The organism is Pseudomonas helleri, from assembly GCF_045830615.1.
Classification (GTDB): domain Bacteria; phylum Pseudomonadota; class Gammaproteobacteria; order Pseudomonadales; family Pseudomonadaceae; genus Aquipseudomonas; species Aquipseudomonas helleri.
In genome coordinates this window covers 1776846-1800641 of record NZ_CP174501.1, presented here as the reverse complement: position 1 = coordinate 1800641, position 23796 = coordinate 1776846, and the positions used below count along the sequence as shown (strand labels likewise).

Sequence of the window (23796 nt, the reverse complement as noted above, 5' to 3'; positions counted from 1 at the left end):
TACCCATGAGCAACGTCGACCACGCCGAGATCGCCAAATTCGAGGCGCTTGCCCATCGCTGGTGGGACCGCGAAAGCGAGTTCAAGCCGCTGCACGACATCAACCCGCTGCGGGTCAACTGGATTGACGAGCGCGTTCATCTGGCCGGCAAAAAAGTCCTCGATGTAGGCTGCGGCGGCGGCATCCTCAGTGAGTCCATGGCTCAGCGCGGGGCGACTGTCACCGGTATCGACATGGGCGAAGCCCCCCTCGCTGTCGCGCAACTGCACCAGCTCGAGTCCGGCGTCAACGTTGAGTACCGCCAAATCACTGCCGAAGAACTGGCGCTCGAAATGCCGGGCCAGTTCGACGTCGTCACCTGCCTTGAAATGCTCGAACACGTGCCGGATCCAGCGTCTGTCATCCGTGCCTGCTACCAGATGGTCAAACCGGGCGGCCAAGTGTTCTTCTCGACCATCAACCGCAACCCCAAGTCCTACTTGTTCGCGATTATCGGCGCCGAATACGTGCTCAAGCTGATGCCACGCGGGACCCATGACTTCAAGAAGTTCATTCGCCCTTCCGAGCTGGGCGCCTGGAGCCGTCAAGCTGGCCTGAGCGTCAAAGACATCATCGGCCTGACCTACAACCCGCTGACCAAGCATTACAAACTGGCCAACGATGTAGACGTCAACTACATGATCCAGACCCTTCGCGAGGAGTAATACATGCGTTTAAGAGCAGTTCTTTTTGACATGGACGGCACCCTGCTCGACACCGCGCCGGACTTTATCGCCATCTGCCAGGCCATGCGCGCAGAACGCGGCCTGCCGCCTGTTGCCGACAAACTGATTCGCGATGAAATTTCCGGCGGCGCGCGCGCAATGGTCGCCGCCACCTTTGCCATGGACCCAGAATCTCCGGGTTTTGAAGCGCTACGCCTTGAGTTCCTTGAGCGTTATCAGCGTGACTGTGCGGTCCACAGCAAACTGTTTGACGGCATGGCCGAACTGTTGGCCGACATTGAAAAGGCTCATTTGGTGTGGGGCGTTGTCACCAACAAACCCGTGCGTTTCGCCGAGCCGATCATGCAACAGCTTGGGCTGGCCGAGCGCTCCGCCCTGCTGATTTGCCCCGATCACGTCACCAAGAGCAAGCCCGACCCCGAGCCGTTGATCCTGGCGTGCAAGATGCTCGACCTGGACCCGGCCAGCGTACTGTTTGTCGGCGACGACCTGCGTGACATCGAGTCAGGCCGCGATGCCGGAACCAAAACAGCCGCTGTGCGTTATGGCTATATCCACCCCAACGACAACCCTGACCATTGGGGTGCTGACGTGGTGGTCGACCATCCGGCCGAATTGCGCAAAGTCCTGGATAACGCGATGTGCAGTTGCTGACACCCGGGCGCTGCACATGTTTCCTGCTTTTTGTTGAGGTGCTTTATGTTTGATTACACCGCCCGCCCCGACCTGCTTCAGGGCCGGATCATCCTGGTCACGGGGGCCGGTCGTGGTATTGGCGCAGCCGCAGCCAAAACCTATGCAGCCCACGGAGCGACCGTGTTGCTGCTCGGCAAGACAGAAGCCAACCTGATCCAGGTCTACGACGACATTGAAGCCGCCGGGCACGCCAAACCGGCAGTTATCCCGTTCAACCTCGAAACCGCCCTGCCGCATCAGTACGACGAACTGGCAGCCATGATTGAAAGCGAGTTCGGGCGTCTGGACGGGCTGCTGCACAACGCTTCGATCATCGGCCCGCGCACGCCGCTGGAGCAACTGAGTGGCGAGAACTTCATGCGCGTGATGCACATCAACGTAAACGCCATGTTTATGCTGACCAGCACACTGCTACCGCTGCTCAAACTGTCTAAAGACGCCTCGGTGATCTTCACCTCCAGCAGCGTTGGCCGAAAAGGCCGTGCCTACTGGGGCGCTTATGGCGTGTCCAAGTTCGCCACCGAAGGCCTGATGCAAACCCTCGCCGACGAAGTTGAAAACGTCTCGGCGGTACGCTCCAACAGCATCAACCCGGGCGCAACCCGCACCAGCATGCGTGCGCAAGCCTACCCCGCAGAAAACCCGCAGAACAACCCTGAGCCGCAAGACATCATGCCGGTTTACCTGTACCTGATGGGCCCGGACAGTACCGGAATCAATGGGCAGGCGTTCAACGCACAGTAAAAACCCATAAAAAAACCGGAGCCTGCCCACGCAGCCTCCGGTTTTTTTAACCCTTCAGGTCGTCATCTCCCGATAATCAGGACTCGACCAGCTCGCGCCGCGGACGCACTACCGGCGCCCCCTCAAACTGCAAGCAGCTCTGCAAAAACAGGTACTTGTAGTCATAGCTCTTGCAAATCGCTTTACGCAACTCGGTTTTCAGCTCTTGTGAAGGGTTCAACCCCGCCAGCGTGCAAATGATCTCCAGCGCTTCCCACGGGTGCTCATCGTCATACTGCGCGTGCATCTTCAGCCATTTCATGGAGCGCTTGCGCCCTTCTTGCGGAAACGACTCTTCGTAGATGCTTTTTGAGCACACCACAGCAGCCCACTCACCGACTGCGCCTTCGATGGCATAGTTGGTGGCGGCCATCGCCACGGCCAACGAGTCGGTTGCGCAGCTGTGCCAGCACCAGTCGTTGAGCGCCTGAAACTCTGCCGGTATGTCCTGCGCGTTCATGTCTTCAAGGCTTACACCGTGTGCACGCGCCCAATGCACCCAATAGTCGGCATGGTTAAGCTCGACACGAATGTTGCGGATAAGCCAGCGCCGCGCCATGTCCTCACCCGGATGGCGACCATAACGGGTTTTGCCCAGGTTATGGCCCATGTACAACGAAAACTGCTCGACCACTGGCCAGCCACCGATCAGGAAAATACGCATGGTCTTTTCGCTGAGGGTGTTGTCGCGCATGCGTCGGTAAATTTCGTGTTCAACAACCCGGCGTTTGCTCTCGCTGCAGTCGCGGATCAATTGCTGAGCCCACTCGGGGTAGCTGGTCGCCTCCATTAGAGGGCCAGTTCGGTTATAGGTCTCGGTCACTATCAGGCTCCTTTTGACACGCTGGTTTTGCAAATCCGGAAATGCTTAACGCAACGTGCCAGGCGACTTCAAGGCCAACGGCGCGGGACGTTTGGGCCGGCACCACAAACTGTCACACGTCAGCACGTGAGGACGTTCAACTGCATATCCCTGCGCATAATCGACACCGATCTCGACCAAAGCCTGCTCAATGTGCGAAGACTCAACGAACTCTGCAATCGTACGCTTACCCATTACATGCCCAATGTGATTAATCACTTCTACCATAGCCCGATTAATCGGATCATCCAGCATGTCTCTGACGAAACTGCCATCAATCTTCAAAAAGTCCACCGGCAGGTGCTTTAAATAAGCGAACGAAGACATACCCGCGCAGAAGTCATCCAGCGAGAAACGGCACCCCAGCGCCTTCAGGTCATTGATAAAGCGAATGGCGCTGCCCAGATTGGCGATGGCGCTGGTTTCAGTGATCTCAAAGCAGATTTGCCCGGGCGAAACGCCATAGCATTCAAACTGTTCGTGCAAGAACGCCAGAAACTCATCATCACCAATGGTTGTGCCCGACAAGTTAATCGCACACATTTCCATTGGGCGCCCGGGGTGCTTAGCCGTGCATTCGGAAATGATCTTGAACACATTCTCGACCACCCAGCGGTCAATCAACGGCATCAAGCCATAACGTTCGGCGGCCGGGATGAAATGGTCAGGCATGATCATGCGTTCATTTTCATCGTGCAGACGCAAAAGAATCTCAATGTGACCGCTGTGCTCCTCCACATGCCCCAACGGAACGATTGCCTGGGAGTAGAGGCAAAAGCGGTTTTCTTCCAGCGCCACATGCAGGCGCTGCACCCAGTTCATTTCACCGAAGCGCATGGACAGTTCGGAGTCGTCCTCGTGATACACCTGCACCCGGTTCCGGCCTTTCTCCTTGGCCATGTAACAGGCCATGTCGGCAGCCCGCATACAGCCTTCCAGCGTGATCGGGAGTTCGTGAATATGCACCAGGCCAATACTGATGGTGTTGAGGAACGGACGCCCCTTCCAGGCGAAGTGCAGACTCTGCACTGCATGGCGCAACCCCTCGGCAATTTTCTCAGCCACATCGGCCGGGCAGTTTTCCAGCAAGATGCCGAATTCATCTCCGCCCAGCCGCGCCAGGGTATCGCCCTCACGTAAACCGGATTGCAGCAGCGCACAAATATGGCGCAGAAGCTCGTCACCCGCCGCGTGACCGCAGGTGTCATTCACCAGCTTGAATTGGTCCAGATCCAAAAACATCAGCGCGTGCCGACCTTGTTGCCGCGCCAGGTTTTGCAGCACCAGTTCCATGCGGTATTCGAACTCACGGCGGTTGGCCAGCCCGGTTAGCGCATCATGGGTGGCCTGCCAGGACAGATTGGCGATGTACTGCCGCTCCTGGGTCATGTCATGCAGCACCAACACCGCGCCGCTGAGTTTGCCCGCATGCAAGATCGGCGCGCCGGACAGGGTGACCGCCACGGTACTGCCATCCATGCGCTGGATAAACCTGGAGTTCTCATTGTTGCTGCCCAACTGACCGCTGAGCACATGATCAATCAGCTTGAAGCCTTCATCCGGCCTGTTGTCATCCAGGATTTTGAACAGCGCCCCTAAAGGCACGCCCCGAGCCTGTTCAGACAGCCAGTGAGTCAAGTGCTCTGCAGCTGGGTTCATGTACGTGATGGCGCCATCAACATCAGTACTGATCACGCCATCACCAATGGATTCCAGAGTGATTTGCGCCCGCTCCTTCTCGAGTTGCAGCGCTTGGGCAAAGACGCGGCTCTGAACCAGGATCTTATGGGTGCGCAACAAGGCGAGACAAATAAGACCGAGGGCCACCGCCAGGTTGACTGCTACCAGCAGTTTCAAAATAAACCGCGAAGCTTCGCCCAAAGCATCGCTGAACGCCTTGGCTGCGGGGGTGACCGCTTCGTTGATGGCATAAATCTGCCCATGCCACTGCGCTATATCTGCCTTTGACACCTGGTTCGTGCTGACGTGCCTGTTTATCTCTTGCGCCAGATTATCGAGTTTGTCCAGATACTCGTCGCCCACGCTCCATTTCGCGATGGCTTTTTCCAGGTAGCTGAAATGTCGGAAATTTTGATAAAGCCAAATCAACCCATAGACGTCTTCGGGGCGATTGCCACCTTGCAGAATGCCTTCGCGTGCGGCCTGCATATCTGGCTCAGGCTGATCCAGGGCCACCCGCAGTTTATGGCCGCCCTGAGGCACACGAATGGCTTGCTGATACTGCGCATAGGTCGCGGGGTCGCGATTGTCCGCGTACAAGCTCAAGAAATAGATGGCGTCTTTCTGGCCCTTGGACCACAAGCTCTCGCCTGCGACATAGCCCCTTACGGCCGAAAGCATGTAGAGACTCATGCAGCCCAATAAAACCTGAAACAGTACAACCGCAATAAAGGGCCAGACAATCCCGAGCAGGTGGGGCGTCCCGAGCGTACGTTTTGGCTTCATGAGTTCCCTTTGCATCAAGCAGTCAGATGAAAACCAGAGGAAAAGCCTCAAAGAACTGAGACTAGGCCAACAACCGACATTAGGGATACCTCAGAGTGCTAACTAGCCCTCAAAAAACACATTAAGGGCAAATACGCTGCGCCCTCAACTTTGCTGCAAGTGGCCATACAACTGCGCGTAAAGGCCGCCCTCGGCGATCAACTGGTGATGCTCGCCGTCTTCGGCAATGCTGCCACCGTCAAACACCAGCACCCGGTCTGCCTGTTTTACCGCAGACAGCCTGTGCGCGATGATCAGCGTCGTGCGCCCGCTCAAAAAAGCGCCTAACGCGTGGTGCAAGTTGTATTCAGTGGCCGCGTCCAGTGCGCTGGTGGCCTCGTCGAGAATCACCACACGGGGCTCGGCCAGAACCATGCGCGCTATCGCCAGGCGCTGGCGCTGACCTCCCGACAAACGCACCCCGGAACGCCCAACGATACTGTCCAGACCTTGCGGCAGGGTCATGATGGTGCCATCCAGCTGAGCGATTTTCAGTGCGCGCCAGCAGGCTTCGTCCGTGCGCTCACGGCCCATGGTCAGGTTGGCGCGCACCGTGTCGTTGAACAGCGCCGGATGCTGCAACACCACCGCCACATGCTCGCGAATGGCCTCAAGACCAATATCCGACTGGCGCACACCGCCAAACGAAATACTCCCGGACAGAGGCGTGTACAGCCCCAGCAGCAATTGCACCAAGGTGCTTTTCCCGCCGCCGCTGGTGCCGACAATCGCTACTTTCTCGCCAGGAGCGATGCTCAGATTAAGCGTGTCCAGCACCCGCTCTTCGCCGTAGCTGAAGCTCAGGTCGCGGATCTCGATGCCAACTGTTTCACGCCCGGCAAACGGATCAACGCCGCCCGGATAGTGAGGTTCATCCTCACGCGCCAGCAGCTGGTTGATGCGTGTCACCGCGCCGTCCGCCGCGTAAAAAGCGTATTGCAGGTTCAGCAACTGTTCGACCGGGCCGATCATGAACCAGAGGTAACTGAATACCGCCAGCATTTGCCCGATCGACAGGTCAGAGAACAACACCGTCAACATCGCGGCCGCGCGGAAAATATCGATGCCGAACTGGAATAACAACCCGCTGGCCCGGTTCGAGGCGTCGGTTTTCCACTGCGAATTCGCAGCAAAATCCCTGACTTCACGGGCACGTTGCTGTAAGCGACCGAGGAAAAAGCCCTGACGATTGCCCGCTCGTACTTCCTGGATTGAATCCAGGGTTTCGGTCAGCGCCTGGGTGAAACGCCCGGTGCTGTCGTTTTCGAGCTTTTTCAAATGTTTGACGCGTTTGCCCAGTTGCACCGTGGCGTAGATCACCAGCGGGTTAAACAACAGGATCAACAGCGCCAACTGCCAGTTCATCCACAGCAGAATCGCCGAGGTGCCGATCAAGGTGAGCATGGCCACCAAAAACCGGCTGAGGGTTTCGCCGACAAACTTGTCGAGGGTATCGAGGTCGGTGACTAAGTGCGTGGTCACCGTGCCGCTGCCCAGGCTCTCGTACTCCGCCAGCGAGATGCGCTTCAAGCGCTCAATCAAGCGCACCCGGATACGGAACACGATGTCTTTGGCCAGCCTTGAAAACAGCCGCGATTGCAGGACGTTAAACAACAATGCGCCAACGCGCAGCAGCAACGTCACTACCAGCATCAGGCCGATGTAGCCCACCGAACTCTGCCAGGCGACTGGCAGCCAGTGGTTCATGACTTTCAGGGCCGCGTCGCCATGCCCCAGCAGCACTTCGTCCACCAACAGCGGCAGCAGCAACGGAATCGGCACACTGCACAGCGTGGCCAGCACAGCCACACCGTTGGCAAGCCACAGGGCTTTTTTATGCCGCAGGGCCAGACGGCGAATGTCAGCCCAGCCCAACCGGTCTGGCGTGCGGGCAGTTGACGGTTTGGCCTTGGGATCAAGCACTCGTGGCACGATCCAGCCAGCGGCCGAGTAATTCAGACAACGGCTCAAGCGGTTGATAGCCATTGGTCAGCAAGGCTAATTGACCATTACGCTCGGCCAGCAACGTCGGGAACCCGGCAATGCCCAGGTCCTGTACCCACGTAAAGTCCGCAGCCGTCGCCGCCTGTTGCTCGACGCTGTCAAAGGCCGCCGCAAACTCAGCCCGTGGCAACCCGGCCTGCTCGGCCAACTCAACCAAAACACTGCTTTGCGTGACATCCCGGCCTTCAGCGTAAAACGCGTGCTGGATAAGCTTGAGCAAGCCCCAGGTTTTCTGCGGTGCCAGGCCGCGTGCCGCCACTATCGCCCGACAAGCGGGCTCGCAGTCGTAGACAAAACCCTCGGGCAAGGCCCCCGTAAAGTTGAACGGCTGTCCGGTGGCGTCAGCCACGGCCTGCCAATGCTCAAGGATGTAGCGCCGCGTCGAAGGCTCAAGCGCCGCACTGTTGCCGGTGCGCAAACCGCCCACCACCAGGTGCAGTTCCACACCTGCGGCTTGCGCCTGCTCGATCAGGGCTTGCGCGACAGGCGCAAAACCCCAACACCATGAACACATCGGGTCCATCACATAGAGCAGGCGCGCAGACATATCAGGCCTCGGCAGATTTACGGTAGTTGTGACCAATCGGGTGCGGCTGATTGCGGGCCTTGGCCAGTTCAATCTGCTTTTGACGATCTATCGCGCTGCGACGGGTTTTCTCGCTCAGCTTGTCCCAGCAATGCGGGCAGCTAATACCCGGCTGGTAGTGCTCGGACTCACGGTCGGCGGCGTCGATCGGCGTGCGGCAAGCGTGGCACTGATCGTACTCGCCTTCGCTCAGGTCGTGACGCACGGTCACGCGGTTATCAAATACAAAGCAGTCACCTTCCCACTTGGACTCTTCCTGCGGCACCTCTTCGAGGTACTTCAGAATGCCGCCCTTGAGGTGATACACCTCATCAAACCCTTGGCTAAGCATGTAGCTCGAGGCTTTTTCACAGCGAATGCCGCCGGTGCAGAACATCGCGACTTTTTTGTGCACAGCCGGGTCGAAGTTGGCTTTGATGTAGTCAGGGAACTCACGAAAACTCGTGGTTTTAGGGTCGATGGCGCCTTCAAAGGTGCCAATCGAGACTTCGTAATCGTTACGGGTGTCAATCAGCAACACCTCTGGGTCGCTGATCAAGGCGTTCCAGTTTTCGGGGTCGACATAGGTACCGACTTTTTTATTCGGGTCTACGCCTTCAACGCCGAGGGTGACGATCTCTTTTTTCAGCTTGACCTTGGTCCGGTAGAACGGCTGGTCATCGCAGTAGGATTCTTTGTGGTCAATATCGACCATGCGCGGGTCATTTTTGAGCCATGCCAGCAGGCCGTCGATGCCTTCACGGCTACCGGAAACGGTGCCATTGATACCTTCTTCGGCGATCAGCAAAGTGCCTTTGATGCCGTTATCCACCATTGCCTTGAGCAACGGCTCACGCAGTTCAACGTAGTCTTGCAGGGTGACGAATTTATACAGTGCAGCAACAACAATTGGCGCGGTCATCGTGAATCTCTCCAGGTGGCTACCCTCGCAAAGGGTGAACCGGATGCAAAAAAAACGCGCCGACTAAGCGGCGCGTTGCGGATTCTAGCAAAAACGTGTGTTAGTGCCCACCGCCAGCGCAGGTCGGCGAGGCCGGGGCTGCGTCGATTTTCGCCCATTCTTCAGGCGTGTACGTGTGCAATGCCAACGCATGGAACTCACTCATCAGGTCACCCAGGGTGGCGTAAACCTTTTGGTGACGCTTGACACGGTTGAGCCCGGCGAACTGCTCGCTGACCACCACTGCCTTGAAGTGAGTCTGCAACCCGCGGCTGTGCATGTGGCTCTCATCCAGCACGCTCAAATGCTCGGGTTGCAACGCGTTCAGCGTCGTTTCAATACGTTGTTGCATGCTCATTCAGACTCCGCTTACTTCTTTTTGGCCGGGGCCGGTGCAGCCGGTACCAGTTGGGCAGTCATGTCTTCCAACAGCTTGTTGACCACAGGCACGGCGCTTTCCAGCTTGGCTTGAGTCATCTGGGCAGACTGTTGAGTCAGTTGCGGCATTTTTTCCAGCACTTTCTTGCCCAATGGCGACTGGTAGAACTTCACCAGGTCATTAAGCTCGGACTCACTGAAGTTGGTGGTGTACAGCTTGACCATGTCCGGCTTCAGCTTGTCCCAGCCAATGGCTTGGTCCAGGGCAGTGTTGGCTTTGGCCTGGTAGGTTTCCAGCAAGGCCTTTTTCGAGGCTGGCGCTTTGGTTTGCTCAAAGCGTTGAGCAAACATTTGCTGCACTTGCATGTACACCGGCGTCCCCAGTTTGTCGGCGTGTGCCAGCTTGAGGAACGTTTCAGCACTGGCAGCGTGGCTGGCAGCATCGGCGAATACCTGGCCGCTGGCGCATACCAGAGCAACTGCAGTACAGATGGCGCGAAGACGAGTCATCGAGTTTCCTTTATCTAGCAAGCGAGGTCGTACCCCAGGGGGCACCATTCTGCGCCTAACAAAGTGTGTCACTCAACCCCGAGACTGATAGCGGTTCTCAACAATCCGACAAAAACCAATAAAACTAAAGTTTGAACTCCTGCAGGCGATTGAGCGCCTAAGCTCACTGATCAACCTTTAGGAGAAACGACCTGATGAGCCGCATCGAAACCGACAGCCTGGGTGAAGTGAACGTACCGGATGAGGCCTATTGGGGCGCTCAGACTCAGCGCTCGCTGATCAACTTTGCCATCGGCAACGAAAAAATGCCGCTGGCCGTGCTGCATGCCCTGGTGCTGATCAAAAAAGCCGCGGCCCGCGTCAACGACCGCAACGGCGACTTGCCAGCCGACATCGCACGCCTGATTGAACAGGCGGCCGACGAAGTGCTCGGCGGCCAGCACGATGACCAATTCCCCTTGGTGGTCTGGCAAACCGGCAGTGGCACCCAAAGCAACATGAACGCCAACGAAGTGATTGCCGGGCGCGCCAACGAACTGGCCGGCAAAGGCCGTGGCGGCAAATCGCCGGTACACCCCAACGACCACGTCAATCGCTCGCAAAGCTCCAACGACTGCTTCCCGACGGCCATGCACATTGCGGCGGCCAAAGCGGTGCATGAGCACCTGCTGCCAGCGATCAGTGAGTTGTCCGGCGGGCTGGCCGAATTGTCGGCGCGCCACATGAAACTGGTTAAAACCGGTCGCACCCACATGATGGACGCGACCCCCATTACGTTCGGCCAAGAGCTGTCGGCTTACATCGCGCAACTCGATTACGCAGAAAAAGCCATTCGTGCAGCCCTGCCGGCCGTTTGCGAACTGGCGCAGGGCGGCACCGCCGTGGGTACCGGGCTGAATGCGCCACATGGCTTTGCCGAAGCCATTGCCGCCGAACTTGCCGCCCTGTCAGGCCTGCCGTTTGTCACCGCCCCCAATAAATTTGCCGCGCTGGCCGGGCATGAGCCTCTGACCACCTTGTCGGGTGCTCTGAAAACCCTGGCCGTCACCTTGATGAAACTGGCCAATGACTTCCGCCTGCTGGGCTCCGGCCCACGCGCAGGGCTGGCCGAAATCAAACTGCCCGCCAACGAACCGGGCAGCTCGATCATGCCAGGCAAGGTCAACCCGACCCAATGCGAAGCGTTGTCGATGCTCGCCTGTCAGGTGCTGGGCAATGACGTGGCGATTGGCTTTGCCGCCAGCCAAGGGCATTTGCAGCTCAACGTGTACAAGCCGGTGATCATTCATAACTTGCTGCAGTCGATCAAACTGCTGGCCGACGGTTGCAGCAACTTCAATGAACACTGCGTGACCGGGCTTGAGCCGGACGCGGGCAAAATGGCCGAACACCTGGAGCGCGGCCTGATGCTGGTGACCGCACTCAACCCCCACATCGGCTACGACAAATCGGCGCAAATCGCCAAAAAAGCCTATGCCGAAGGGTTGACCTTGCGCGAAGCGGCGCTGGAGTTGGGTTACCTGACCGACGAAGAATTCAACGAGTGGGTACGCCCGGAAAACATGCTCAGCCCCGGCAAGCATTAAAAACAAACGCCATAACCCCGTAGGAGGGGCCGCCCCGTCTTCGACGCCGCGCTGTCGCGCAGCAAACAGGACAGCGAGTATCTTCAGCATCCCCCAATCGGTTCCCTCTCCTTCGGGAGAGGGCTAGGGTGAGGGGGCTCTTGATTTTTTGTACATATCCGTTGCTGCGGCAACGGCCACTTAGGGTTCCGCCCTTACGGCGCGTCACTTTGAAAGCGCAAAGTAACCAAACGCTTTTTACCCCAATCCCTCGGTGCCTCGCTGAGGCTCGGCATGCCCTCACCACAGGCCAAGCTTGGTGGGCCCGCCGCGATCGGCCATCCCTGGCCGTGTCGCGGCTAACCCGGCGTCCTGCCGGGTTACCCTCTGCGCAACACCTGCGTTCGGCCAGCGTGGTTTAACGGGGCCTCTAAGATCAAGATCAAAAGCCAGATCAAGATCAAAAGATCGCGAGACAAGCTCGCTCCTACAGGGTCTTTAGAATCAATAACTTATTTTGTGTTTGATAAGAGGGGCCGCAGGCTGCGATCTTTTGATGTTAACGGTCAAAAGATCGCAGCCTGCGGCAGTTCCTACAGATCGTACGAAATCGGATTCAGGAGGCGTAGTGCCGCTCCTCCTCAGATACGAATCATGGCCCTGTTCTTCTTGACGTGTTTGTCGCTTTTGGCAAAGGCGGCTTCCAGCGCTTCGTTGATGGTGCGCAACACTTTGACCCGTGCGCAGCGTTTGTCATTGGCCGCTACCAGTGTCCAGGGCGAAATCTCCGTGCTGGTGCGGTCAACCATGTCGCACACAGCGGTGCGGTACAGGTCCCACTTCTCGCGATTGCGCCAGTCTTCTTCAGTGATTTTAAAACGCTTGAACGGGATTGTTTCCCGCTCCTGAAAACGCTCCAGTTGCGTGTCTTTATCAATCGCTAACCAGAACTTGACGACGATTATTCCCGAGTTTTTCAATTGCTCTTCGAAATCATTGATTTCGCCGTAGGCGCGCATCCAGTCGGCCTGGGTGCAAAAATCCTCGACCCGCTCTACCAGCACCCGCCCATACCACGAGCGGTCAAAGATGGTGAATTTGCCACGCCCCGGGATCTGTCGCCAAAAGCGCCAGAGGTAAGGCTGCGCACGCTCGTCCTGCGACGGCGCAGCAATTGGCACGATGTTGTATTGGCGCGGGTCGAGTGCCGCCGCAACACGGCGAATAGCGCCGCCCTTGCCCGCCGCATCGTTGCCCTCGAATACCGTAATCAAGGCATGACGGCGCATACGCTTGTCACGCATCAGACCCGATAGCCGTGCCTGTTCGGTGACCAGTTGCTCTTTATAGTCATCCTTTTCCAGCACCTGGGTCATGTCCAGGCAGTCGAGCAGGCTCAACCCATCACGGCTTTCAGGCAGCAGTGGCACGTTGATCGAGCGTGGGCGAGTCTTGGGCGCACTTAACGCGGCTTGCAGCCCTTCGAGTAAAATCTTGCCCACGGTCAGGCCGCGGTAGTGCGGGTCTACACCCTCAACGATGTGCCAGGGCGCGTAATCACGGCTGGTGCGACGCAGTACACGCTCGCCGTAACGCACAAACTTGTCGTAGGTTTTGGATTGCTGCCAGTCCAGCGGGCTGATTCGCCAGCTGTGCAGCGGGTCATCCTTCAACGCCTTGAGCCGTGCTTTCATTTGTTTTTTGGACAAGTGAAACCAGAATTTGAAGATAACCGCGCCTTCGTCACAGAGCATGCGCTCCAGGCGCTCGGCCCCGGTGATCGCTTGATCCAGCACCGCGTCCTTGATCACCCCGTGCACCCTGGCCTGGAGCATCTGGCTGTACCAATTGCCGAAAAACACGCCCATGCGGCCTTTGGCCGGCAAATGACGCCAGTAACGCCACGCGGGCGGACGCGCCAGTTCTTCGTCCGATTGCTGATCAAAGGTGCGCACCTCAATCAGCCGCGGGTCCATCCATTCACTCAGCAGCTTGACTGTTTCACCCTTGCCGGCGCCCTCGATGCCGTTGATCAGCACAATCACCGCTGCGCGCTTTTGCTGGTGCAAGTCGTACTGCGCCTCAAGCAAAGCCTCGCGTAGGGCAGGAACTTCTCTGTCGTAGGTTTCTTTGTCGACGCAATGACCGATTTCTGCAGATTCGAACATGGAAAGCTCCCTGGCAAGATGCCACAAGCCTAGACGATTGATGCCTGCGCGTAACAACAAAACGCATAAAACTGTCATCAATCCGTCGTGCTGTGGCCGATCGGCTAGAATGGCCGCCTTGCCGATGCAGAGCCTCACATGACCATTGAAATGCCCAATGCCCAGCTCGACTGGGATGACCAGGGTCGCCCCCATTCGCGACTGTTTGACGACGTGTATTTTTCAGACAAGTCCGGCCTTGAAGAAACCCGTTACGTCTTTATTGAACAGAATGCCTTGCGCGAGCGCTTCAGCACCTTGCCTGCCAACGCGCATTTTGTGATTGGTGAAACCGGCTTCGGAACCGGCCTGAACTTTCTCTGTGCGTGGCAACTGTTCGACGAAACGGCGCACCCTGAGGCCCGGCTGAATTTCATCAGTGCCGAAAAATACCCGCTGACCCGCGCTGATCTGCAACGCGCCCTCGCCCTCTGGCCGGAGCTGGCGCACTACAGCGAGCAACTGCTGGCCAGCTATTGGGCCATTCATCCGGGGTTTCAAACCCTCAGCCTGGCCAATGGCCGGGTCACGCTCACGCTGCTGATCGGCGACGCGCTGGAGCAACTGCCACAGCTCGATGCGCAAGTCGACGCGTGGTTTCTGGACGGCTTCGCGCCCGCGAAGAACCCGGACATGTGGACGCCAGAACTGTTCGCACAACTGGCCCGTTTGGCGGCTCCCGAGTCCACCCTCAGCACCTTTACCAGCACCGGCTGGGTGCGCCGCGCGCTGAATGAGGCCGGGTTTAAAATGCGCCGCACGCCGGGTATCGGCCATAAGTGGGAGATCCTGCGCGGGGTCTTTCTCGGCCTGCCGGACACCGCTGCGCCCGGCGCCACGGTCAAACCCTGGTTCGCTCGCCCACCACAGATCAGCGGCCCGCGCACTGCGCTGGTGATCGGCGGTGGTTTGTCGGGTTGCGCCAGCGCCAACAGCCTGGCCAAGCGCGGCTGGAAGGTGCTGCTGCTGGAGCGTCACGAACGCTTGGCCAAAGAAGCCTCCGGCAACCCGCAAGGGGTGTTGTATCTCAAGCTGTCCGCCCACGGCACGGCACTGTCGCAAATGATCGTCTGTGGCTTTGGCTACACCCGCCGCGTGCTCGAGCACTTGCAGCGCGGACGCGACTGGGATGATTGCGGCGTACTGCAACTGGGTTTCAATGCCAAAGAGGCCGAGCGTCAGGAGCAACTGGCCGCTGCCTTCCCGCCCGCGCTGGTGCACGTGCTGGATCAACCCCAGGCACAAGCCTTGGCAGGCATAGACCTGGCCCATGGCGGGCTTTTTTACCCGGAAGGCGGCTGGGTGCATCCGCCCGCTTTGTGCCAGTTTCAGACGCTGCACCCCAACGTCAGCGTCTTGACCCACCATGACGTGCTGCAACTCAATAAAGTGCAGGGCCAATGGCAGGCCTGCCAGGGCGAACAGGTACTGGCCAGCGCACCTGTGGTGATTCTCGCCGGGGCGGCCGAGGTCAAACGCTTCCCGGCCAGCAGCGGTTTGCCGCTCAAACGCATTCGCGGGCAAATCACCCAACTGCTCGAAACTCCGCAAAGCGCGGCGCTTAACACCGTGGTGTGCGCCGAAGGTTATGTGGCGCCGGGGCGTTTGGGCGAGCACACGGTGGGCGCCAGCTTCGATTTTCATAACGAAGACCTGAGCACCACACCAGAAGGTCATCAGGGCAATCTGGATTTGCTGGCAGAAATTTCGCCTGACCTGGTACAACGTCTGGGTGAAGCAAACCTCAACCCGCAGACCTTGCAAGGCTGGGCCGCGTTTCGTTGCACCAGCCCAGACTACTTGCCGATTGTCGGGCCGCTGGCCGATGCCGAAGCATTCAGCCAAGCCTATGCCGTGCTCAGCAAAGACGCCCGGCAGGTGCCCGATACCCAATGCCCGTGGCTTGACGGTTTGTACGTCAACAGCGGCCATGGCTCACGCGGTTTGATCACCGCACCGCTGTCTGGCGAACTGCTTGCGGCCTGGATCAACGACGAACCCCTGCCGCTGCCCCGCCCGGTCGCAGAAGCTTGCCACCCCAACCGTTTTGCTGTGCGCGCCCTGGTGCGCAGGCTTTAAAACCGGCCTTCAACCCGGCAGTGCGCCCCTGCGCTGCCGGAGCCAACCGCCCCTTGCGTAGACCCGATCCGCGCCGCGAACAAGCACCGTTGGTAAATTTTATTGAACGATCCAGACCACGATCACTCGATAAAACACGGTCATTCATCGCGGCGCCCGGCATTTTTACCGCCTGTGCGTCGTTTGGGCTGAAGACATGGCAACCCGCTATGCCTTCTCTAGACCGTGCCCGCGCTGCCCGCATCCCCTAGGGATGGCGACTGAAGCGGTAGTGACACACATGCCGAAATACCAAGGATTTACACACCATGTGCGGATTAGCTGGCGAGTTACGTTTTGATCATCAACCTGCCGACCTGGCGGCCATCGAACGCATCACCCACCACCTTGCTCCACGTGGCCCCGATGCCTGGGGTTTTCATAGCCAAGGGCCGATAGCCCTCGGCCATCGCCGTCTGAAAATCATGGATTTGTCGGACGGTTCAGCGCAACCCATGATCGACAACCAGTTGGGCCTGTCGCTGGCGTTCAACGGGGCGATCTACAACTTCCCGGAACTGCGCGCCGAACTGGAAGCACTCGGCTACGCCTTTTACTCCGGCGGTGACACCGAGGTCCTGCTCAAGGGCTACCACGCGTGGGGCGAAGCCTTGCTGCCCAAGCTCAATGGCATGTTCGCATTTGCCATATGGGAGCGAGATGCAAAACGCTTGTTCATTGCCCGCGACCGCTTGGGCGTGAAGCCGCTGTACCTGTCACGCACCGGTGAGCGCCTGCGCTTTGCCTCCACCCTGCCCGCCCTGCTCAAAGGCGGCGATATCAACCCGATGCTCGACCCGGTCGCGCTGAACCACTACCTCAACTTCCACGCCGTGGTCCCGGCCCCGCGAACGCTGATTGCCGGTATTGAAAAACTGCCGCCTGCCACGTGGCTGCGCATTGACGCCGACGGCACCACCGAGCAGAAAACCTGGTGGACACTGCCCTACGGCCCACATGCAGATGAGACCAATCTGACGTTTGAAGACTGGCGCGAACGCGTGCTGGACAGCACCCGTGAAGCCGTCGCCATTCGCCAGCGCGCTGCGGTAGATGTCGGTGTGCTGCTGTCAGGCGGTGTCGACTCCAGCCTGCTGGTCGGTTTGCTGCGGGAAGTCGGCGTACAAGACCTGTCGACCTTTTCCATTGGCTTTGCAGACGCAGGCGGCGAGCGCGGGAATGAATTCGAGTATTCGGATCTGATTGCCAAGCATTACGGCACCCGTCATCACCAGTTACGCATTGGCGAAAACGAAATCATCGAGCAATTGCCGGCGGCCTTCCGGGCCATGAGCGAGCCGATGGTCAGTCACGATTGCATCGCCTTTTACCTGCTGTCGCGCGAAGTCGCCAAACATTGCAAGGTGGTGCAAAGCGGCCAGGGCGCTGATGAACTGTTTGCCGGTTACCACTGGTACCCGCAAGTTGACGGCGCCAGCGATCCTTACGCGGCCTACCGCGAGGCCTTTTTTGATCGCAGCTATGCCGAGTACCAGGCCACGGTGCAGCCACAATGGCTGACCGCCAACGATGCTGCCGGTGACTTTGTGCGCGAGCACTTTGCCCAGCCCGGCGCGGATGCGGGCGTCGACAAGGCGCTGCGTCTGGACAGCACAGTCATGCTGGTGGATGACCCGGTGAAACGCGTCGATAACATGACCATGGCCTGGGGCCTTGAGGCCCGCACACCGTTTCTGGATTACCGCCTGGCGGAACTGTCGGCGCGCATCCCGGCGCGTTTCAAGCTGCCCAACGGCGGCAAGCATGTGCTCAAGGAAGCCGCGCGCCTGGTAATCCCCAGCGAAGTCATCGACCGCAAAAAAGGCTACTTCCCGGTACCCGGCCTTAAGCATCTGGAAGGCAACACGCGCAATTGGGTACGCGATCTATTGCTGGACCCAAGCCAGGATCGCGGGCTGTTTCAGCCGGCCATGCTGGATAGCTTGCTGAGCCATCCGCAAAGCCAACTGACGCCACTGAACGGTTCCAAACTGTGGCAATTGGCAGCCCTGAATCTGTGGCTGAGCGAACAAGGAATTTGATCAATGAAACCCCTTGCCACCGCCTATAGCCAACGTTTACTGCGAGGGCAAACGCCCTCCTACGAGCGACTCCAGGCACGCTTTGCCGAAGATGGCAGTGCACTGGACGCGCAACCGGTCGCCGTGCATTGCGGCTGGGGTCGCTTGCTGATCGGGCACACCTTCCCCGACCCTGCCCGTCTGGCCAATGAACTGCTGAACGAACAAGCCGGGGAACGCGATATCGCCCTGTATGTGGCCGCGCCGCAACAGGTTTTGGCGCAGTCACCGCAACAACTTTTTCTCGACCCCTCGGACACCTTGCGACTGTGGTTCACCGATTACCGTCCCGCAACTCGGGTGTTTCGCGGTTTCCGCATTCGTCGAGTGCGCAGCGAAGCGGACTGGAGCGCGGTCAATGCCTTGTATCAGGCGCGTAACATGCTGCCGGTCGACCCGGACTTGCTGACCGCACGCCACAACGGTGGCCCGGTGTACTGGCTAGCGGAAGACGAGGACAGCGGCGCGGTGATTGGCAGCGTCATGGGCCTGAACCACCACACGGCATTCCATGACCCGGAAAACGGCAGCAGCCTGTGGTGCCTGGCGGTTGACCCACAGTGCTCGCGCCCCGGTGTTGGCGAAGTGCTGGTGCGGCACTTGGTCGAACACTTTATGAGCCGCGGCCTGAGTTATCTCGACCTGTCGGTGCTGCACAACAACCTGCAAGCGAAGAACCTCTACCGCAAATTGGGCTTTCGCACCCTTTCGACCTTTGCCATCAAACGTAAAAACGGTATCAACCAACCGCTGTTTCTTGGCCCAGGCCCGGAGGCAGGGCTTAACCCGTATGCGCAGATTCTGGTTGAGGAAGCCTACAAACGCGGCATCGATGTGCACATTGATGACGCCAATTCCGGGCTGTTCACCCTCAGCCATGGTGGACGGCGCATTCGCTGTCGCGAATCGCTGACCGATCTGACCAGTTCCATCAGCATGAGCCTGTGTCAGGACAAGAGCCTGACCCACAAAGTGCTGAGTGCCGCAGGCTTGAACGTGCCCACGCAACAACGCGCAGGCAATGCCGATGACAACCTCGCGTTTCTCGAAGAACACCTGCGGGTGGTGGTCAAACCTCTGGATGGCGAGCAAGGCAATGGGGTGGCGGTTGATCTGCAAACCATTGAGCACGTACAGGATGCGATCAAGGCGGCGCAGGCCTTTGACAGCCGGGTGTTGCTCGAAAGCTTCCATGAAGGCCATGACCTGCGCATCGTAGTGATTGGTTATGAAGTGGTCGCGGCCGCCATTCGGCGTCCGGCGCAGGTTATCGGCGATGGCCAGCACAACGTCCGCCAACTGATCGAAGCGCAAAGCCGTCGCCGCCAGGCCGCCACCCAAGGCGAAAGCCGCATCCCGCTGGACGCCGAAACTCTGCGTGCCGTGCAAGCGGCAGGTTACGACTACGACAGCATCCTGCCTGCTGGCCAGTTGCTGGCGGTGCGCCGCACGGCCAACTTGCATACCGGTGGCTGCCTGGAAGACGTCACGGCCATCCTTCACCCGGTGCTCGCCGATGCGGCCGTGCGGGCCGCCCGGGCACTGGATATTCCGGTGGTCGGGCTCGACATGATGGTGCCCGGCGCCGACCAGCCCGAGTACGTGTTTATCGAAGCGAACGAGCGCGCCGGACTGGCCAACCATGAACCGCAGCCCACCGCCGAACGCTTTATCGACTTGCTGTTTCCGCACAGCCAGCCCGCACCCTGAACGGTGGGGTCTGTTGACGTTTCTTAGCGCCTGCATTGAAACGTCATCACCCCCTATGTCCCGCCTCTCCCGCAAAAGGAGCTTTTATGAGTCATGCCCTGCCAGAACCGGACCTTGAGTACCTGCAACGGGTTCTCCTGGAAATGCTTGCCATCCCCAGCCCGACCGGGTTTACCGACACCATCGTGCGTTACGTCGCTGAGCGGCTTGAAGAATTGGGCATCCCCTTTGAATTGACCCGACGCGGCACTTTGCGCGCCACGATTAAAGGGCAGCAGAGCGGCCCGGACCGCGCCGTGTCAGCTCACCTGGACACCATTGGCGCCAGCGTTCGGGCCATCAAAGACAACGGCCGCCTGGTGCTGGCCCCGGTTGGCTGCTGGTCCAGCCGCTTTGCCGAAGGCAGCCGGGTCAGCCTGTTCACCGACAACGGCGTGATTCGCGGCAGCGTGTTGCCGTTAATGGCGTCCGGTCATGCGTTTAATACCGCGGTGGATGAATTGCCGGTGAGCTGGGACCACATTGAGTTGCGCCTGGACGCCTACTGCGTGACGCGTGCCGACTGCGATTCACTGGGGGTAAATATTGGGGATTTTGTCGCCTTTGACCCGCTGCCCGAGTTCACCGAAAGTGGCCATATCAGCGCCCGGCACCTGGACGACAAAGCCGGTGTTGCGGCCTTGCTGGCCGCACTCAAAGCCATCGTCGAGAGTGGTGAACAACCACTGATCGACTGCCACCCGCTGTTCACCATCACCGAAGAAACCGGCAGTGGTGCGGCAGCAGCCTTGCCGTGGGACGTGAGTGAGTTTGTCGGCATTGATATTGCGCCCGTCGCCGAGGGCCAGCATTCCAGTGAACATGCAGTCAGCGTGGCCATGCAGGATTCGGGGGGCCCGTATGACTACCATTTGTCACGGCACCTGTTGGGTTTGGCGACCCACAACGACATACCGGTACGCCGCGATATGTTCCGTTACTACTTCAGTGATGCGCATTCAGCCGTCACGGCGGGGCACGACATTCGCTGTGCCTTGCTGGCATTTGGTTGCGACGCGACCCACGGCTATGAGCGCACGCACATTGATAGCCTGGCGGGGTTGAGCCGCTTATTGAGTGCTTACCTGCTGAGCCCGCCGGTCTTTGCCAGCGACGCTCAACCGGCGCAAGGCTCACTGGACCGCTTTAGTCACCAGTTGGAGCACGATGCCCAGATGGAAAGCGATACCCGCGTGCCGTCGGTCGACAGCCTGGTGGGAGAAAACAGGAGCTGAAACCCAAGATCAAAAAACCCTCACCCTAGCCCTCTCCCAAAGGGAGAAGGAACTGATTGGGGGATGTTGTAGATGTTCGGCGGCCTGCAAACCAAGCACTGAAGCTGAGAACACCTCGGTAGAGCTCCCTCTCCCCTGGGAGAGGGTTGGGGTGAGGGAGCTTTTAAACCTGCGACTGGGCGCCTTCGAACCACGCCAGCTTCTCACGCAGCAACACCACTTCACCGACGATCACCAGGGTCGGGGCATGCACTTCGTGCTTTGCAACCAGGGTCGGCAGGTCTTTCAACGTGCCGGTAAACACTCGCTGGTTAGACGTGGTGCCTTGCTGGATCAATGCAGCCGGAGTGTCCGCCGAGCGACCATGGGCAATCAGTTGCTCGCAGATAATTGGCAAGCCAATCAGGCCCATGTAGAACACCAAGGTTTGCGCCGGAGCGACAAGATCGTTCCATGGCAAGTTGCTGGTGCCGTCCTTTAGGTGGCCTGTCACGAAACGCACGGATTGCGCGTGGTCACGATGGGTCAACGGAATACCGGCATAGGCCGCGCAACCGCTGGCGGCGGTAATGCCCGGTACCACCTGGAAGGGAATCCCGTGGGCTGCCAGCTCTTCGATTTCTTCGCCACCACGGCCAAAGATGAACGGATCACCGCCTTTGAGCCGCACCACGCGCTTGCCTTGCTTGGCCAAGTCCACCAGTTGCTGGTTGATCTGGTCTTGCGGCACCGCGTGATCAGCACGTCGTTTGCCTACGTAGATACGCTCGGCATCGCGACGGCAGAGTTCCAGAATCGCCGGCGCCACCAGACGGTCGTAGAGCACCACGTCCGCCTGTTGCATGAGGCGCAGGGCGCGGAAGGTCAGCAGATCCGGGTCACCCGGCCCGGCACCCACGAGGTAAACCTCACCCGTGGTCAGCGTCGCTTCGCCATTGATCTTGGCCTCAAGCAGACGTTTTGCCTCAGCGCCCTGCCCGGCCAGTTGACGGTCGGCAATCGGCCCCTGAAACACGTCTTCCCAGAAACCACGACGTTGCTGAACATCCGGGAACAGGGTTTTAACCTGACTGCGAAAACGCGCAGCCAGACCCGCCAGTTGCCCATATGTCGAGGGGATCCAGGTTTCAATCTTGGCCCGAATCAATCGCGCCAGCACCGGCGCATCGCCGCCACTGGAGATGGCAACGATCAACGGCGAGCGATCAACGATGGCAGGGAAAATCACGCTGCACAGCGCAGGCGCGTCGACCACGTTGACCGGCACGCAACGTCGATGGGCATCAGCGGACACTTGAGCGTTGAGCGGCTCATCGTCGGTGGCGGCGATGACCAGCCCGCACCCGTCAAGGTCGGCCTCGACATAACCGCGCAACACCTGCTCACCGCCGCTACTGTTTACCAACTCGCACAACTGTGGCTCTATCGCGGGCGCAACGACCCGCAACACCGCACCGGCATCGGCCAGCAGGCGAGATTTGCGCAAGGCAATCTCGCCACCGCCGACCACCAGCACACGGCGGCCACGCAGGTTATGAAACAGCGGCAGAAACTCCATTTAGCCGATGACCTCAATACCGCCCATGTAAGGCTTGAGCACTTCTGGCACACGGATCGAACCGTCGGCCTGCTGGTAGTTTTCCAGCACGGCAACCAGTGTACGACCGACCGCCAGACCGGAACCGTTGAGGGTGTGAACCAGCTCAGGCTTGCCGGTTTCGGTGTTACGGAAACGCGCCTGCATACGACGGGCCTGGAAATCGCCGCAGTTGGAGCACGACGAGATCTCGCGGTACTTGTCCTGGCTCGGGATCCACACTTCCAGATCGTAGGTTTTGCTTGCGCTGAAGCCCATGTCGCCGGTGCACAGCGCCAAGGTGCGGTATGGCAGCTCGAGCAGTTGCAGAACCTTTTCGGCGTTACCGACCAGGCCTTCCAGTGCATCCATCGAGGTCGAAGGCTCGACGATCTGAACCATCTCAACTTTGTCGAACTGGTGCTGACGGATCATGCCGCGCGTGTCGCGACCCGAAGCACCGGCCTCACTGCGAAAGCATGGCGTGTGCGCCACAAACTTGATCGGCAGCGATTTGTGATCGACGATTTCGCCCGCAACGATGTTGGTCAGCGACACTTCAGCGGTCGGGATCAAGTACAGATCGGCTTCGCCTTCGCGGCTGATCTTGAACAGGTCTTCTTCGAACTTGGGCAACTGGCCAGTGCCCTGCAATGCAGGCGCTTGAACCAGGTACGGCGTGTAAGCCTCTTCGTAGCCGTGCTCGTTGATGTGCAGGTTGATCATGAACTGCGCCAGGGCGCGGTGCAGGCGAGCGATCGGCCCACGCAGCAAAGCAAAACGGGCACCGGACAATTTGGCCGCGGTTTCAAAATCCAGCCAGCCGTGTTGCTCGCCCAGGGCGACGTGGTCCTTGATTTCGAAATCAAAGGCTTTTGGCGTGCCCCAGCGGCGAACTTCGACGTTGTCGTCTTCGTCCGCACCCACCGGCACCGATTCATCCGGCAGGTTCGGCAGGCTCAACAGAATCGAGTCCAGTTCGGTCTGGATGGCATCCAGCTCAACCTTGCCGTTGGCCAGATCGCTGCCCATGGTTTCAACACTGGCCATCAGTGGCGCGATGTCTTCGCCGCGCGCCTTGGCCTGGCCAATGCTCTTGGAGATGGCATTGCGCTCAGCCTGCAGACGCTCGGTCAGGGTTTGAACTTCTTTACGCTTGGCTTCCAGCGCGTCGATGCGCGCCACGTCCAGCTTAAAGCCACGGGATGCCAGGCGATCCGCTACGTCCTGCAGGTTCGTACGTAACAGTTTGGAATCGAGCATGTCGGTTTCTCGT

Annotated in this window: 18 protein-coding genes; 8 read left to right on the top strand and 10 right to left on the bottom strand. The window is 59.1% G+C overall.

From position 1 onward, the window contains the following. The first annotated feature begins 5 nt into the window (after nt 1-5). The 3 genes from ubiG to ACJJU9_RS08235 are packed head-to-tail and all read left to right on the top strand — an operon-like array spanning nt 6 to nt 2165. Nucleotides 6-704: a bifunctional 2-polyprenyl-6-hydroxyphenol methylase/3-demethylubiquinol 3-O-methyltransferase UbiG gene (gene ubiG, locus ACJJU9_RS08245; RefSeq protein WP_048368514.1), complete on the top strand. Its 699-nt coding sequence runs from the start codon at nt 6-8 to the stop codon at nt 702-704. Between the two features lie 3 nt (nt 705-707). Continuing rightward, entirely contained in the window at nt 708-1379 is a 672-nt protein-coding gene (gene mupP / locus ACJJU9_RS08240; protein WP_048387782.1) for an N-acetylmuramic acid 6-phosphate phosphatase MupP, read from the top strand. Between the two features lie 45 nt (nt 1380-1424). Next, nucleotides 1425-2165, top strand: coding sequence for a YciK family oxidoreductase (locus tag ACJJU9_RS08235; RefSeq protein ID WP_153338103.1), 741 nt, complete (start codon nt 1425-1427; stop codon nt 2163-2165). 76 nt (nt 2166-2241) lie between these two features. On the opposite strand, the gene ACJJU9_RS08230 is transcribed toward ACJJU9_RS08235, so the two are convergent. From ACJJU9_RS08230 to ACJJU9_RS08200, 7 genes are all read right to left on the bottom strand, one after another. Then, nucleotides 2242-3027 carry an iron-containing redox enzyme family protein gene (locus tag ACJJU9_RS08230; RefSeq protein WP_323370505.1) on the bottom strand — a complete coding sequence of 262 codons (786 nt, stop codon included), beginning with the start codon at nt 3025-3027 and terminating at the stop codon, nt 2242-2244. A gap of 45 nt (nt 3028-3072) precedes the next feature. Next, nucleotides 3073-5532 (bottom strand): EAL domain-containing protein, encoded by a 2460-nt coding sequence (locus ACJJU9_RS08225; protein WP_407730425.1) that lies wholly within the window; start codon nt 5530-5532, stop codon nt 3073-3075. Nucleotides 5533-5676: 144 nt separating this feature from the next. Beyond that, the gene (locus ACJJU9_RS08220) at nt 5677-7494 is read right to left on the bottom strand and encodes an ABC transporter ATP-binding protein (protein ID WP_407730968.1); all 1818 of its coding nucleotides are present in this window, start codon (nt 7492-7494) and stop codon (nt 5677-5679) included. After that, entirely contained in the window at nt 7487-8122 is a 636-nt protein-coding gene (locus tag ACJJU9_RS08215) for a DsbA family protein (protein ID WP_407730424.1), read from the bottom strand. The genes ACJJU9_RS08220 and ACJJU9_RS08215 overlap by 8 nt, the downstream gene beginning before the upstream one ends. Nucleotide 8123: 1 nt before the next feature. Continuing rightward, on the bottom strand, nt 8124-9062 hold the full coding sequence (locus tag ACJJU9_RS08210) for a rhodanese-related sulfurtransferase (protein WP_048387770.1): 939 nt from the start codon (nt 9060-9062) through the stop codon (nt 8124-8126). A 100-nt stretch (nt 9063-9162) separates the two neighbouring features. After that, nucleotides 9163-9459 carry a BolA family transcriptional regulator gene (locus ACJJU9_RS08205; RefSeq protein ID WP_153338106.1) on the bottom strand — a complete coding sequence of 99 codons (297 nt, stop codon included), beginning with the start codon at nt 9457-9459 and terminating at the stop codon, nt 9163-9165. Nucleotides 9460-9470: 11 nt separating this feature from the next. Beyond that, nucleotides 9471-9989, bottom strand: a complete 519-nt coding sequence (locus ACJJU9_RS08200) for a DUF2059 domain-containing protein (RefSeq protein ID WP_123750426.1) — start codon at nt 9987-9989, stop codon at nt 9471-9473. Between the two features lie 194 nt (nt 9990-10183). On the opposite strand from ACJJU9_RS08200, the gene ACJJU9_RS08195 reads away from it, so the two are divergent. Then, complete coding sequence (locus ACJJU9_RS08195; RefSeq protein WP_153334748.1) at nt 10184-11575, top strand: class II fumarate hydratase; 1392 nt, start codon at nt 10184-10186, stop codon at nt 11573-11575. A 620-nt stretch (nt 11576-12195) separates the two neighbouring features. Here the strand turns inward: ACJJU9_RS08195 and pap are convergent. Continuing rightward, nucleotides 12196-13722 carry a polyphosphate:AMP phosphotransferase gene (pap, locus tag ACJJU9_RS08190; protein ID WP_407730423.1) on the bottom strand — a complete coding sequence of 509 codons (1527 nt, stop codon included), beginning with the start codon at nt 13720-13722 and terminating at the stop codon, nt 12196-12198. A 138-nt stretch (nt 13723-13860) separates the two neighbouring features. On the opposite strand from pap, the gene mnmC reads away from it, so the two are divergent. The 4 genes from mnmC (at nt 13861) to ACJJU9_RS08170 (ending at nt 20944) form a co-directional block, all read left to right on the top strand. Further along, on the top strand, nt 13861-15840 hold the full coding sequence (mnmC, locus tag ACJJU9_RS08185; protein ID WP_407730422.1) for a bifunctional tRNA (5-methylaminomethyl-2-thiouridine)(34)-methyltransferase MnmD/FAD-dependent 5-carboxymethylaminomethyl-2-thiouridine(34) oxidoreductase MnmC: 1980 nt from the start codon (nt 13861-13863) through the stop codon (nt 15838-15840). 308 nt (nt 15841-16148) lie between these two features. Then, nucleotides 16149-17921 carry an N-acetylglutaminylglutamine amidotransferase gene (locus tag ACJJU9_RS08180; protein ID WP_407730421.1) on the top strand — a complete coding sequence of 591 codons (1773 nt, stop codon included), beginning with the start codon at nt 16149-16151 and terminating at the stop codon, nt 17919-17921. Nucleotides 17922-17924: 3 nt separating this feature from the next. Further along, complete coding sequence (gene ngg / locus ACJJU9_RS08175; RefSeq protein ID WP_407730420.1) at nt 17925-19670, top strand: N-acetylglutaminylglutamine synthetase; 1746 nt, start codon at nt 17925-17927, stop codon at nt 19668-19670. Between the two features lie 86 nt (nt 19671-19756). Then, on the top strand, nt 19757-20944 hold the full coding sequence (locus tag ACJJU9_RS08170) for an osmoprotectant NAGGN system M42 family peptidase (protein WP_048387757.1): 1188 nt from the start codon (nt 19757-19759) through the stop codon (nt 20942-20944). A 163-nt stretch (nt 20945-21107) separates the two neighbouring features. Here the strand turns inward: ACJJU9_RS08170 and cysG are convergent, their stop codons facing one another. Next, on the bottom strand, nt 21108-22502 hold the full coding sequence (cysG, locus tag ACJJU9_RS08165) for a siroheme synthase CysG (protein WP_407730419.1): 1395 nt from the start codon (nt 22500-22502) through the stop codon (nt 21108-21110). Next, on the bottom strand, nt 22503-23783 hold the full coding sequence (gene serS, locus ACJJU9_RS08160) for a serine--tRNA ligase (RefSeq protein ID WP_048368531.1): 1281 nt from the start codon (nt 23781-23783) through the stop codon (nt 22503-22505). Nucleotides 23784-23796 lie beyond the last annotated feature (13 nt).

What these genes read in the sequence shown, in the direction of transcription:
- ubiG (WP_048368514.1), top strand. Translation starts at nt 6, where the DNA reads ATGAGCAACGTCGACCACGCCGAGATCGCCAAATTCGAGGCGCTTGCC.
- mupP (WP_048387782.1), top strand. Translation starts at nt 708, where the DNA reads ATGCGTTTAAGAGCAGTTCTTTTTGACATGGACGGCACCCTGCTCGAC.
- ACJJU9_RS08235 (WP_153338103.1), top strand. Translation starts at nt 1,425, where the DNA reads ATGTTTGATTACACCGCCCGCCCCGACCTGCTTCAGGGCCGGATCATC.
- ACJJU9_RS08225 (WP_407730425.1), bottom strand. Translation starts at nt 5,532, where the DNA reads ATGAAGCCAAAACGTACGCTCGGGACGCCCCACCTGCTCGGGATTGTC.
- ACJJU9_RS08215 (WP_407730424.1), bottom strand. Translation starts at nt 8,122, where the DNA reads ATGTCTGCGCGCCTGCTCTATGTGATGGACCCGATGTGTTCATGGTGT.
- ACJJU9_RS08210 (WP_048387770.1), bottom strand. Translation starts at nt 9,062, where the DNA reads ATGACCGCGCCAATTGTTGTTGCTGCACTGTATAAATTCGTCACCCTG.
- ACJJU9_RS08205 (WP_153338106.1), bottom strand. Translation starts at nt 9,459, where the DNA reads ATGAGCATGCAACAACGTATTGAAACGACGCTGAACGCGTTGCAACCC.
- ACJJU9_RS08200 (WP_123750426.1), bottom strand. Translation starts at nt 9,989, where the DNA reads ATGACTCGTCTTCGCGCCATCTGTACTGCAGTTGCTCTGGTATGCGCC.
- ACJJU9_RS08195 (WP_153334748.1), top strand. Translation starts at nt 10,184, where the DNA reads ATGAGCCGCATCGAAACCGACAGCCTGGGTGAAGTGAACGTACCGGAT.
- pap (WP_407730423.1), bottom strand. Translation starts at nt 13,722, where the DNA reads ATGTTCGAATCTGCAGAAATCGGTCATTGCGTCGACAAAGAAACCTAC.
- mnmC (WP_407730422.1), top strand. Translation starts at nt 13,861, where the DNA reads ATGACCATTGAAATGCCCAATGCCCAGCTCGACTGGGATGACCAGGGT.
- ACJJU9_RS08180 (WP_407730421.1), top strand. Translation starts at nt 16,149, where the DNA reads ATGTGCGGATTAGCTGGCGAGTTACGTTTTGATCATCAACCTGCCGAC.
- ngg (WP_407730420.1), top strand. Translation starts at nt 17,925, where the DNA reads ATGAAACCCCTTGCCACCGCCTATAGCCAACGTTTACTGCGAGGGCAA.
- ACJJU9_RS08170 (WP_048387757.1), top strand. Translation starts at nt 19,757, where the DNA reads ATGAGTCATGCCCTGCCAGAACCGGACCTTGAGTACCTGCAACGGGTT.
- cysG (WP_407730419.1), bottom strand. Translation starts at nt 22,502, where the DNA reads ATGGAGTTTCTGCCGCTGTTTCATAACCTGCGTGGCCGCCGTGTGCTG.
- serS (WP_048368531.1), bottom strand. Translation starts at nt 23,783, where the DNA reads ATGCTCGATTCCAAACTGTTACGTACGAACCTGCAGGACGTAGCGGAT.